This is a genomic window from Chitinivorax sp. B (assembly GCF_005503445.1).
Classification (GTDB): Bacteria; Pseudomonadota; Gammaproteobacteria; order Burkholderiales; family SCOH01; genus Chitinivorax.
This window is the reverse complement of the sequence record NZ_SCOH01000070.1, coordinates 1-12,754: the sequence shown is the minus strand read 5'-3', so window position 1 is coordinate 12,754 and position 12,754 is coordinate 1. Positions and strand designations below refer to the sequence as shown.

Genomic DNA, 12,754 nt, shown 5'->3' with positions numbered 1-12,754 from the left:
GTTCGTCGGCAGCGTCAGATGGGTATAAGAGCCAGGAGCAGGGCGGGCGGCAGAAGATGTTGGGGCAACCGTGCTGACCTTGCGTACCTTTATTGCCCAGCATGTGCAGATTTATACCAGGCGTGCCACTGCACTGCCCGGCATCCTGTTTTGGTTCCATACTTGTATGTTCATCGCATTGCTGACGTTTGTCCCCAGGCTGATGAGCGACAGCGACCGGGCATCATTGGCCTTCATCATGCCGCTGTGTGGTGTGGCAGGTACCTTTGTTGCAGGCGTGCTGGCGCAGTTTTTCATCACACCGGTACGGCTCACTGCGTTATGTTTTGCATTCGTAGGTGTTACCGCGATTGGCCTGCCATGGATGGTGGCCATCGGCGCGGTGGTACCTGCTGCGCTAGGGCTGTTATTCGTGTCTGGGCTGGTACAAGGCTCGGTATTCACCACGGTACCGTATCTGGCCAGGCAACCTGAGGATCAGGCGTATTCCCATGGCGCAGTTGCCCAACTGGGCAATCTGGGTGCCACAGTGGGGCCGCCTGTCATTGCCTGGTACGTCGATGGATATGGACTGAATGGTATGGTGATCCCCGTGTTGGTGCTGGCATTGACCGGGATGGCATTGGCGTTGTGGGCAAGCAGGGGAGGATCGGAGAGGCGCGCGGGACCCAATGTATTGCTGCCAGAAACGCGTTAGTACGGCATCAAGTGTACTGAAAAACCCGCAGCCGTTTACCGCTGCGGGTTTTTTTATCTACAGAAAGCCAAGGTTCGAAGTGGCAAAACGGCCAATGTTCGGCAATACGGTTGATAGGTCGCTATCGGCCACACCCAGCCAGCGCCCCAGTGTGGCTGCATACTGGTCCACCGCGATGCGGGGCAGTAAGCGGCCGGAGCCGACATCCTCAGCTGTGCCCAGTTGGCTGACGGGCATGTTGCCGACAATCTGTTTGCCTTTCACTGCACCGCCAACCACAAAATGATGGCTACCCCAGCCATGGTCCGAGCCATCGCCATTGCTGGTCAGCGTACGGCCGAAGTCGGAAGCGGTAAATAAAGTCACCTGCTGTGACAAGCCCAGCTGTACGGTCGCGTTGTAGAAATAATCAATTGCCTGCGCCATGCTGGTGTGCAAACCCGCTTGGGTTGCCAACTGATTGTCGTGCGTATCAAAACCGCCAATGCTGACGAAGAAGACCTGCCGTTTGACACCAATCGCCTGATTGACGCCAATCATTCGTGCAACGATCTGTAACTGTTGTGCAAGCCGGTTGTTGGCGGCAGCGGTACTGAGTGCGACGCGCGCATCGGTTGCAGGCAGACCACGCAGCGCGGCATCGAGCGATATGAAGGCATCAATCGAGCGTTGCGTGACTTTGCCGTGTTCATCCTGTAGCAACTGATTGCCCTGTTGGGTAATCAGGCTGCGCAATGCGGCACCGCCTTGCATATTGCCAAACAGTGTACCTGCCAGGTTATTGATGCCAACCGGGCCGTTGGTGCCGATCTGGTATTGCTTGACACGCAGCCCCGCCAGGAATACCGCATTGGATGCCGCCGAGACTGCAGTGAACTGAGCTGCATTGTTCTGACTCATCAACAGGTCACCCATGCGGCCCCCCCAGCCAATGCGCGCACCTTCTGGCGACAAGGCCTGCCATACTGCTTGCTGATCGTTGTGTGAGAACAGCTTGGGGGGCACCAGCACTTTGCCTGAGCGGTATTCAGCCGCGTCGGCAATCGGGGTCAGCAACGTACCCACGTTAGCGATGACAGCAGCCTTGCCTTGATCGAATAGATTCTTCAATGGGGCCAATTCGGCCGGTACCGCAAACTGTCGACCATCGGTGATATTGCTGGCGGCCAGTTGCTGCAGCGTGTTCTGTGGCAGGGCCAACGTGCTGCGGGCGTTGCTGTAAGCTTGGTAAGACGCAGTGTCGAACGGGATCACGGTATTGTTGTGATCATTGCCACCGAACATGAACAGGCAGACCAGTGCACGATATTCATCAGCACTGGCGGCGGCGGCATTTCCCATGGCTGACAGGTTCAACGCGAACGGTGCGGCGGCCCCCAGCATACTGAAGGCACCCAATTGACGGAGGAATTCGCGACGTGAGGTGTGACGTGTTGTCATGATGATTTTCCTTAGAACCTAACGCTGGATCAGGTATTCCGGTGACACCATCACCAGGTAGATGGCCATCTGTACCCGATTGCGGCGGGCCGTGGCAGCTTTGTTGACGTCGGCCGGGATGGCGATGGCATTGACTGCATCGCGAATCAGCTGTCGATTGGCAGGGCGCAGGCTGCCATAGCTCAACATCAGTTCGACACGATTCACCAAGGCGTCCGGGTTGTCGGCAAGGGCCAATTCAGCCGCATAGTCGGGTGCGACATCTCGTACGCCATTGCTGGAAGTGCCGATGCCTTTGGCTACCACGTCTTGCATCAGGTTGTAGTAACCAACGACCGAGGTTTCATGGGTGATCTGGAATTCCGGCGCGACCAAGCCTTGTTCTGCAATGGCGGTACCAGGTGGCACATAACCAGGGCGGAAGAAGTTGAATACAGAAGGAGAGCGCATCGGCGTCTGTCCCAGCGAGTAAGTGGTGCTATCGGTGTTGCCTATCAGATAACGACCCGATACCGATGGCTTGGCAAAGGCACGCATCCAGTTGGCCAAGCGCACGACTGGTTCACGCAGCTTGCCGGCGCTGGGGCTGTTCAACTGGTTCATGTCACGTGCTTCGCTATCCAGCAAGATGACGCGAATGACTGATTTCATGTCGCCACGCACGCCCTGGCCGTTATTGGTGAAGGCGGTTGCTACCCGCTGTACGTAAGCCGGGCTGGGGTTGCTGGTGACCAGGCGTTGAATCAACTGGCGTGAGATGAATGGGGCGGTATTCGGATGATTGAATAACCGATCTAGCGCAATTTGCAGGCTTTCCTTACCACCCGTGCCGGCAGGGATCACCGTCCCCAGAAAGCGCTTTTCGCTGCTGGAGTGGAACTTGGCGTAGTTCTGCATCGGCAGCACATCTCGGTTCGGGTCCTTGTCGCTGCCGTAGAAGCGGTTGTCCGACTGATCCGGGCCGCCCCAGCTCCAACCGGTAAAGACCCGGGCAAGGCCGCTGACATCGTCATTGGTGTAGGTTTCCACTGGCTTGCCATTGACCAGCTTGGGGGTGCCGTCTGGGTTCAATTCGTTCAGGCCGATCGAAAACAGTTGCATGACCTCGCGAGCATAGTTTTCGTCTGGCACTCGGCCACGGGCCGGGTCTTCCTTGCGATTGCGCAGGTGCGACAGATACAGGCCCATCATCGGATTAAGCGATACGGCTTCCAGCAGATCACGGTAATTGCCGAATGCGTGTTTGCCCAACACGTCCAGATAGTCGGCTACACCGCGAGGGTATTCCGACGGTGCCCCATCCAGGCTGATCACGAATATTTCTGACAGGGCAAAGGCCATGCGTTGCCGCAATTGGTCGTTCGTACCGGCAGCCTGCTTCCAGAAACTTTCGTACACCATGTTGGACGACAATTTATTGCCGACCGCCAGTTGCTGGTCGACATAAAGTTGATGGGCTGAACTTGGCGCCATCGCGAATTGGGTTTCCAGCCACCGTGCATAACCTTGTGGTGCCAGCGCCTCAATATCACCAGGCTTTGGGCCGAAGCTGGCCTGTGCCAGAAAGCGGGAAGCCTCAGATTGCGTTACCGGGCTGGCATCAGGCAGGGTTGCAGGATTAGTTGTGGTGCCATTTCCAGACGAGTCGCTACCACCTCCACCACAACCCTGCAATAACACCGGGGTTGCCAACAACAAACAGACAGACAGGACATGCGCAAGATACTTCTTCATGCAGCGGTCTCCAATAGCGCTGAAGTCAGAGTGAATCTGAACAGGGGATGCGGATTGTCACATCTGATTGCGGTTGGATTGCCTTAAGGGCAATTAACAAGGTCATAAATCAGAGTGTGATTAAATTCGAATTTTGTCATTCAGAGGTGGATTGTTGGGGTGGAGTCTCTGCTGCGACAAGTCAAGGTAGATAAGCGGAGGAATATTCCAGATGAATGAGCAGTTGTTTTGGGTAACGAAGTTGTAGGCATGTTGGAATGCCGTATCTGGCAAGCAATTTGGATTGTTTCAGACGAAAACGCACGTTCGGTATTGATCGTGGCTCAGCAAGAAAAGGCTGTCACGGGGAAGCAGGTGCTTGAGGTTGGGGTGGTTTCAACTGATAGCGCTTGGCGATGTTCTGCCAGGTTGGGTCGTAGGGCATGACATCGACGATATCGGCCAGCAGTTTGGCCAGTTCCGGTTGCTGTTGACCGATCAATATGCGCCGATTGAACGGTGGGTCCCATGGTGGGCGGACTACAATCAGTGAACCGCTGAGTGCCTGTTCCCGTGCAACGGCAAGAAGGGCGGATTCCACGCCCAGGGTAAAATCGATGCGGCCCGCGATGACGAGCTTCAGATTGATCGGCATGGAGGTGGTATCCATCCTTATCAGCAGGCCTTTGGCGACCAGCTCATCCAGGCCTTGATAATGGGATTCTGCAACCCCCCCAAACCGCATGCCCTGCAAATCATTCAGTGTTGCGATGGTCGGGGATTGGGGACCACGGAACAGCAGGACATTGCCATCACTGAACATGCCACGCGTCCATAGAAAATGTTGTTCGCCGATATCTTCCACAAAGCGAGGGGTGAGAAAAAGTACCACGCCATCAAACTGGGTGGGGTTTTTCAGCAAGCCGCGAACTAGTCTGGTACGTGGCAGGTGTTGGAGCTGTAACTGGTAACGGCCTGTCAGCCGAGCATTCAAGTAATCCACCAGCTCTGCAGCCAAGCCTCCCTGCGGCATCACGAAGGGGGAATAAAGATAGGTGTTATATGCTGAGACGGACTTGGCTGCATTGGCCGGCGACGACATGCTCAATCCACTGAAGACGATGCAGGCCATGCCGAATGCAGCGCGACAAAACCCGATCATGGCCCCACTCCAAAGCAGATATGTCATTTGTTATTTAATTTAGCCTACAGCAGGCTGATTTGCTGTGAGATATCCCATTTCGATATTTATCAACACGGCTGTATCGCATTTGGTTCTTATTGTTTACTAAACAAAATAAACATTGCTATTTATTGATTGATAAGATAATGAATGGGCTTCATCAGACTGATATTCGGTATGATGGATCACACTCATTTTTTTACTAAACAAACGGCATTGCAATGATCCTGATGTCTTTTCATCACCTCCTGATCGCGATCCATGGCGACCTTGCGTGACATTGCCAAGCTGGCTGGCTGTTCGGTTGGTACGGTGTCTCGTGCGTTGAAGCAACAACCTGGCCTGACTGATGAAACCCGGCGTCATGTGCTGGCGATGGCGGAAAGCCTGGGCTATGACCTACGCCGCCTCAAACAGCGCAAAATCAGTCGTCTGGCTTTTCTATTGCATCGGCAACACAGTTCCATGGCCCATAGCCCGTTCTTCTCACCCGTACTGACTGGTGTGGAAGCGGCCTGTCGTGATGCCGGTATCGTGCCTTCTGTCTTGATGCTGGACCCGGCCGAGCCGGTCATGGAACGACTTCAGTTGCATGACCCGGATGTGTTGTTGTGCGCCGGTTATGTGGAGCCGGAAATCCTCAGTTGCTTGCAGGCAACGGGCAAGCCTTTGGTGCTGGTGGATGGCTGGGCCGCAGGTATCCCTTCAATCAATGCCGATCATTTCGATGGCGCCCGTCAGGCCGTGCAACATCTGCTGGAACAGGGCCGACGCCGAATCGCCATGCTGGCTGGGCCATTGTCGCATTACAGCATTCGTGAACGAACACGTGGGTATCGAAAGGCCTTGTTCGATGCGCAGGTGCTGGCAGACCCTGATTTGGACATCATGATGGAGCCCGGCCAGGATTTGACCGCTGCTGCCATGGCTGCCGTGCATCGCTTGCTGGTGCTGCCCGATCCACCCGATGCCATCTTTGCCTACAACGACACCACTGCATTGGCCTGCCTGCAAGCCTGCCGTGATGTTGGCCTGCCCGTGCCACAAGGCATGGCCATTGTCGGGTTTGATGACATTATTCAGGCCAGTTTGGCCAACCCGCCGTTGACCACGCTGCAAGTCGACAAAGAGGCGCTGGGCCGTGCGGGTGTGGAGTGGTTATTGTGCGGGAAAATGGATGCCGAGCATGTCACCTTGCCCACCACGTTGGTGATACGAGGCAGCAGTGTGGTGGAAGTTACTGGCTGATTCATTCGCCTTATCTTTGGAGTTGTTCGATGACTGATTTTCCGGATTTTTTCCGTCCGCAAACCCTGTTGAATCATATTCAGCACACCATGGCGTTCTATCAACCTCGTGCTATCGACCCCAATGGCGGTTGTTATCATTTCTTTTTGGATGATGGCACGGTGTATGACGCCCACACTCGTCATCTGGTCAGTTCCACCCGTATGGTATTCAACTATGCGATGGCGTATCGCCATTTTCAGGACCCGGTCTATTTACAGGCAACCCGCCATGCCCTGGCATTTTTGCGTGATGTGCATCGTGATCCAGCAACGGGTGGTTACGCATGGTTGTTGAACTGGAAGGGGGGGGGGAAGACCGTTCTGGATGGCACCAATCATTGCTACGGCCTGGCTTTTGTTCTGTTGGCCTATGCGCATGCGGTCATGGCCGGCATCAATGAGGCCAGACCCTGGCTCGACGAAACCTATGCATTGATGGAACGGCACTTCTGGGAGGCAGATACTGGCTTGTATGCCGACGAAGCCAGCGCAGACTGGTCGGCGCTGTCATCCTATCGTGGCCAGAACGCCAATATGCACGCGTGCGAGGCGCTGTTGACAGCGTTTGAGGCAATGGGTGACGTTCGCTATCTGCATCGTGCGGAAGCCCTGGCCCGGCACATCACCTTGCGTCAGGCCGAGTTGGCCGACAACCTGATCTGGGAGCACTACCAAGCGGATTGGTCGGTGGATTGGGACTATAACCGCGACGACAAGAGCAATATCTTCCGTCCCTGGGGTTATCAACCGGGCCATCTCGCCGAATGGGCCAAGTTGTTGTTGATCATGCGTCGCCATGCCAGCCAGCTGCAGCAGCCGGGTGACTGGCTGTTGCCGCGTGCCATCCAGTTGTTCAATGCCGCCGTGCAATATGCCTGGGACGAATCCCATGGCGGCCTGTGTTATGGCTTTGCGCCGGATGGTAGCATTTGCGATGGCGACAAATATTTCTGGGTGCAGGCCGAAAGCCTAGCTGCTACCGCCTTGTTGGCGGATGCGACGGGCGAAGCCCGTTATTGGCAGTGGTATCAGAAGCTATGGGAATACAGCTGGGCTCATCTGGTAGATCATCAGTATGGTGCCTGGTACCGCATCCTGCGTCGTGATGGTACCCGTTACAGCAACGAGAAAAGTCCTGCTGGAAAAACCGATTATCACACCATGGGGGCGTGTTACGAGGTATTGAACGTACTCCCATGCGAGGCCCGACATGGTTGATGCATTTCCGGCTTTCATCAGCTTTGGTGAAGCATTGACCGACATGATTCGAGGTGAAGGCGATGCCTGGCTAGCGAAGCCAGGTGGTGCCCCGTGGAATGTGGCCCGTGTCATGGCGAGGCTGGGGGTGTCATCGGCATTCGGTGGGGCCATCAGTCAGGATGTGTTTGGCGATACCCTGTGGGACGCCAGTCAGCAGGCGGGGCTGGACCTTCGTTTTCTGCAGCGGGTAGCCACTTCACCGCTACTGGCCATGGTCTACCAAACCCATCCGCCTAAGTATTTCTTTGTTGGCGATGACAGTGCCGATCTGCATTTTGATCCCACCCAATTGCCAGCCGATTGGATGTCACAGGTGAAATGGGTGTTGTTCGGCGGTATCAGTCTGGCCCGGCCACCTTTGTCGGAGCGGTTGATTGCATTGGCACAGCAGTTGAAAGCGCGAGGGGCGAAAATGGCTTATGACCCCAATTTCCGCAACGCCATGGATACCCGGTATGACTGGACGCTGCAGCGGATGGTTGAGCTGGCAGATGTCGTGAAGGTTTCTGATGAAGACCTGGCTGGGCTGTTTCGTACAAACGATCTGGATGATGCATTCACACGGCTTCGCCGTTGGAACCCAGGTGCCCTGTATTTTTATACGAAGGGGGCCGCAGGGGCTGAACTGCATACTGCGTCACAGTGCTGGTCGGCCCGACCGCCTGCGATCCAGGTGGTGGATACGGTCGGGGCAGGGGACGCGAGCATGGGTGGGTTGATTCATAGCCTGATGCTGCATCCTGCCGCGTCACCTGCCACGCATCTGCAGCAGGCCATGGCGGCAGGGGCTGTGGCTTGCATGGCTGCAGGGGCCACACCGCCCACCCTGGTGCAGATCAACGCGTTGCGTGGGGCAGTTGAGGTGCGACAGGGCTAGCAACCTGTCGGACTTGAGGCTGATCTGCTGCGCCAGTGGGAGAAACGGCCCGTTTTTGCCCGCTTTCTCGTTGCATAGGCCCACTATGCGCCTCGAAAACGGGCCAATCCGGCCTCGTTTTCCCACTCGGCTCGCGACGATCGCTCAAGTCCGACAGGCTGCTAGGCCAGATTTGTGCGCTGGCTTATCGATAACAGGGTGTTGCCGGATATCTGCTTGCAAAACGCAAAGCAGCCATGGCAGACTGCAGGCATGGACAAGCAGACAGTCAATCACTCACATCACCATCATTGCCGCTTTATACCAAGCGCCATGGTGATGCTTGTCCATCGTGTCGGTCGCAATCAGGTTGCTCGCAACTAGCGTTGATTCCCGACACACAGCAAACCACAAGGCGCCATCGGCGCCTTTTTTATTTTCCAAGTCAGGAGACTGAAATGAGCAAGATTCGCGGCACCCAGATCTATATCGGCCAAGAGGCAGCCACCCTTCGAAATCTGGAGGCGCGCTTCCGGAGCTATCTTCATTGATGCGGGTGCAGTAGAAGTCATTCTGCCTGCCTTGTGGGGCCAGGATACCTTCATTGCCAAAGCGGGTGGCAGTGAAGTTATCGAACAGATGTGGGCCTTCCCGGACAAGAAAGGGCGGCCATGTTGCCTGATCCCGGAGGCCACCGCCATTTTTCAGGAAATGTCTGCCGATTTTCTGCAGCAATCGCCAAATGGGCAGTATTTCTATACAGCCCGTTGCTATCGATACGAACGACCACAGGCAGGGCGCTATCGCGAATTTACCCAGCTGGGCTTCGAATATCTGTCACCCGATATCACGGTGGCAAGGGATTCCAGCCTTGCACTCTGCTTGGGTTTTCTGGATTCGCTGGGGCTGGTATATGAAGTCGATGTACTTGCCCGCCGCGGTTTGAGCTATTACCTGGGTGGCGAGGGATTTGAGGTGCGCTGTCCACAACTGGGCGCACAAAAACAGGTGGTGGGTGGCGGGGCCTACCAACAGGGCGCAGGGTTTGGCATTGGGCTGGAACGGCTGGCGCTCGCCTTACAGCGGCAAGCTGACCTTTTTGTTGACTTATCGATGGCTGCGCACGCTTGATCTAGCTCTGGATGCCGCCACGTTGCACCACCGTGGCGGCTGTTTGTTAAGAGGGCAACTACGATGGTCACTTTGCTGACAAAGAAGCATGATGCGCCAGCCAAGCCTGCAGAGTCCGGCGATCGCAATGGCGGTTGAGCGCGAGCGTGAAATACAGGGGTTTGTCTCACATACTCATTACACAGCCGTATTGCATTTCAAAGGCCCGCAATGGAACTGGCAAGCCACGTGGCAGTTTACAACCCTGCGGCCGGGGAATGATGAAACACTCTGGCTTGATCGTCCCAAGGCGGCCTTGGTATCCACTACTCGTCAGGTGATTGATGCGATTGGTGATGAGGTCAGCACTAAAACTGAAGTGCTGGTGGCATTGCTGGGCAATAGCTTGCAGGATTTGGAGAAAGCGGAACTATCCGATTACTTACAGGATTCGAAACGCAATACCGTTGAACGGGTGCTGCGTGAACTGGTGGCGCGGTTTGATTTGAGGCTGTGATTGAAGTCACATTGAATTGTTACTGTACCGTATATAGTTGACACCAGAATGGCATGGGCTTAGTCTCATGCCGTTTTCATATTGCAGTTTTGCTTAATTGCGACAATTCGAATATTTGGCTGACGTACCCCTATTGTGGTCCGACATAACGGTATGAAATATCAAGTTAAATATTACAATATCTTTATTTCCATAATTCGAATGTAAGTTAATCTGATGTTTTTAAACAATTATAGTAAAGTACTTTAATAGTCAATAGATGCCTGATTGGTTATAATTCCCCAGCTTTTTGATGGTTACTGATATAGACAATAATTAACAATCATTGAACTTAGGGAAATGAATGAATAAAAGTATCGCATTACTTGGCTTGATCATCAGTATAGGTGCAAATGCAGTGAGCTCACCCGAGCTATCTGGATATGAATATAATATGCGCGGGGATGAGACAGTAGTCTATTTAAAGAAGGAAATGGAAAAGCGCAATTGTGGCGTAGAAATTACGCCTAGACCTTGGGACTGGAGTTACAGAGAGCGACCTGTCAATTATTACTTTGGGATGTCGGCATATTTGACGCGAGTGCAGAATTTCGATATTTCACCAATTGAAGATAGTAATTGTGCTCATATATTTGACAAGATTCTTACCTGCGGCGGCACTTGCCTGCACACTATTGGTAACAGTGCAACTCGGAAACTGCAATGTACTGAAGGTCACCTGCAGGAAAATTTGATTGGAACGAAGTGGATGTGGGCGTGTTCCGTTGATGAAAAACCCGTCATTGCCATTGATCCCGGCCATGGCTTGGAATGTGCAGCTAAAGGTATGAAACCGGGTTCGGTGGGGGCAACGGATTTCCCGGCCAATGATCCGCCACCTGGTCGTTTGCATGAAGATGAGTTGACAATGGCCATATCGAAAGAGCTGCAAAGCCTTTTGAATGCTTCAGGTAAATACAAGGCCGTATTGACAAAAAATAATTTGAAATCCTGCCCATCTTTTGACAAGAGAGTTGCTAGGGCCATGGATGAAAACGCAAAGTTATTAGTTTCTGTTCATATTAATTCAAATGGTTGGATCAAAGGGCAGTTCGTACCAGGAACCTATGTGTTGTTCAACTCGGCCATGCCGATGAATGAGACTTGGGCGGAAATTTTGTCAGCCAGTGTGGCCGCCAAATTAGGGACCAATGATCGTGGAACGGAAATTAGAAAGGATTTGGCATTGCTGAATATTAGTGCAGAGAAAAAACTAGCTGCTGTATTGGTGGAAACTGCGCGTTTGAATGGTAGCGATGAGAAGATTCTACATAGTGCCGGGGCAGTTAATAAAGCTGCGCTAGGAATTAAAAATGGTATTGACAAAATGTTTGGTAGATAATGCTTGACGGTTAAGGGGTATTAAATGAAAAAAGTTTTAACATTGATAGTAATGGCGATAGCGCTGAATCATGTAGCGTTTGCCGAAAGTGAGCCGGATAAGCAAGGGGTAATGGTTGAGAATGTGTCGGTGGCGCCTAATGGCAGGCAGCTTGTGTTTTCATCGAACTATGATAGAACTATGAGCTTATGGATTGCTAATATTGATGGTAGTAATTTGATAAAGGTCAAAAACATGCCATTTCAAAGCACTAATAGTAATTCACAGCCTGCTTGGTCGCCAAATGGTAATGCAATTGCATTTGTTTCAAGAAATAGTGACTCGGATTCAGGTATTTATTTGATTCAGCCGGATGGAAAGTTAATATTGAATGGATTGCCATTAAGTGAGCGGGATAGCAAAAACCCATCTTGGTCGCCAGATGGGAAGAAAATTGTTTATTCGTCTTCGGATACAGGTAAGGCTGGTAGAGATATCTGGATAATGAATGCTGATGGCACTGGGAAAACCAAGGTAATTGCAACGTCACATCAGGATATTCAGCCTCGATTTTCGCCAAGCGGGGACAGAATAGTTTATGTCGAGTTGAGAGCTGACGGTTCATCAATAAAGACAGCTAATGTCAATGGATCGGATGTGAAGACTTTGATTAGTGACAAGTATGATAATCGTCAGCCTAATTGGGGGGTGGGTGGTATTGTGTTTACCAGTAATCGTGATCCTGCCTCATTGGATAATCAACAGTTGTGGCTGATTCAACCCGACGGTAATGGCTTGCGCAAGGTTGGGAATGTTGATGCCAATGATCCGGTCTGGTTGAACCAGAACCAGATTCTGTTCACGGAATGGGACTGGGGGCCAAGCACCAAATCCCTGTCCAGAATCAACATGATTGATATCAGGAATAACGTAAAGAGTGTGGTGATCGACCTTAAAGAGTTCAAAACGCCAAGTTGATCCTAAAGGAGTCTGCCTGTTAGGGCAGCTCTGCAGGAATCAGAGTCAGACCGAATTTCATGAAACTTCGGTGAATTTCGGGTGAGGTTGGCGCGTTTTGTACCCAAAAAGCCCGTTTTACCGGGCTTTTGGCCCGTTCAAGACGCAATCATCCCCTGACGGCGTAAATAGTGGTCGGCACGCAACACATTGGACAAAGCCGCCAGGCACAACAATCGGCTGAGGTTCTTCACCAGCTCCCGGTAACGCACCTTGGCATACCCGAAGCGTACTTTCAGATCGAAAAACACATGCTCAACCTTGGCTCGACGACTGGCCAGCTCATGTTCAATGGCGAGCAACTGTTCCGCC

At 53.0% G+C, this 12,754-nt stretch carries 12 protein-coding genes; 8 read left to right on the top strand and 4 right to left on the bottom strand.

Going from position 1 to position 12,754, the window contains the following annotated elements; genetic code table 11:
* The first annotated feature begins 70 nt into the window (after positions 1-70).
* Positions 71-697, top strand: coding sequence for an MFS transporter (locus FFS57_RS23495; RefSeq protein WP_137940270.1), 627 nt, complete (start codon positions 71-73; stop codon positions 695-697).
* 57 nt (positions 698-754) lie between these two features.
* On the opposite strand, the gene FFS57_RS23490 is transcribed toward FFS57_RS23495, so the two are convergent.
* The 3 genes from FFS57_RS23490 to FFS57_RS23480 form a co-directional block, all read right to left on the bottom strand.
* Positions 755-2,137 (bottom strand): DUF1501 domain-containing protein, encoded by a 1,383-nt coding sequence (locus tag FFS57_RS23490; RefSeq protein WP_137940269.1) that lies wholly within the window; start codon positions 2,135-2,137, stop codon positions 755-757.
* An 18-nt stretch (positions 2,138-2,155) separates the two neighbouring features.
* On the bottom strand, positions 2,156-3,871 hold the full coding sequence (locus FFS57_RS23485; RefSeq protein ID WP_137940268.1) for a DUF1800 domain-containing protein: 1,716 nt from the start codon (positions 3,869-3,871) through the stop codon (positions 2,156-2,158).
* 340 nt (positions 3,872-4,211) lie between these two features.
* Positions 4,212-5,012, bottom strand: a complete 801-nt coding sequence (locus FFS57_RS23480; RefSeq protein ID WP_171014171.1) for a substrate-binding periplasmic protein — start codon at positions 5,010-5,012, stop codon at positions 4,212-4,214.
* A 282-nt stretch (positions 5,013-5,294) separates the two neighbouring features.
* Here FFS57_RS23480 and FFS57_RS23475 point away from each other — a divergent pair, with 282 nt between their 5' ends.
* The 7 genes from FFS57_RS23475 (at position 5,295) to FFS57_RS23445 (ending at position 12,403) form a co-directional block, all read left to right on the top strand.
* Positions 5,295-6,281 (top strand): LacI family DNA-binding transcriptional regulator, encoded by a 987-nt coding sequence (locus FFS57_RS23475; RefSeq protein ID WP_137940266.1) that lies wholly within the window; start codon positions 5,295-5,297, stop codon positions 6,279-6,281.
* 29 nt (positions 6,282-6,310) lie between these two features.
* Complete coding sequence (locus tag FFS57_RS23470; RefSeq protein ID WP_137940265.1) at positions 6,311-7,540, top strand: AGE family epimerase/isomerase; 1,230 nt, start codon at positions 6,311-6,313, stop codon at positions 7,538-7,540.
* The gene (locus tag FFS57_RS23465) at positions 7,533-8,459 is read left to right on the top strand and encodes a carbohydrate kinase family protein (protein WP_137940264.1); all 927 of its coding nucleotides are present in this window, start codon (positions 7,533-7,535) and stop codon (positions 8,457-8,459) included. Before FFS57_RS23470 ends, FFS57_RS23465 begins: the two co-directional genes overlap by 8 nt.
* Positions 8,460-8,954: 495 nt before the next feature.
* A complete protein-coding gene (locus FFS57_RS23460) occupies positions 8,955-9,569 on the top strand; it encodes an ATP phosphoribosyltransferase regulatory subunit (protein WP_137940263.1) in 615 nt (204 codons plus the stop codon).
* 88 nt (positions 9,570-9,657) lie between these two features.
* Positions 9,658-10,065 carry a type IA DNA topoisomerase gene (locus FFS57_RS23455; protein ID WP_137940262.1) on the top strand — a complete coding sequence of 136 codons (408 nt, stop codon included), beginning with the start codon at positions 9,658-9,660 and terminating at the stop codon, positions 10,063-10,065.
* Positions 10,066-10,408: 343 nt separating this feature from the next.
* Positions 10,409-11,446 (top strand): N-acetylmuramoyl-L-alanine amidase family protein, encoded by a 1,038-nt coding sequence (locus FFS57_RS23450; protein ID WP_137940261.1) that lies wholly within the window; start codon positions 10,409-10,411, stop codon positions 11,444-11,446.
* Positions 11,447-11,470: 24 nt separating this feature from the next.
* Complete coding sequence (locus FFS57_RS23445) at positions 11,471-12,403, top strand: TolB family protein (RefSeq protein WP_137940260.1); 933 nt, start codon at positions 11,471-11,473, stop codon at positions 12,401-12,403.
* Positions 12,404-12,540: 137 nt separating this feature from the next.
* Here the strand turns inward: FFS57_RS23445 and FFS57_RS23440 are convergent.
* The coding region (locus tag FFS57_RS23440; RefSeq protein WP_137940259.1) for a transposase at positions 12,541-12,754 on the bottom strand (214 nt) is incomplete at its 5' end.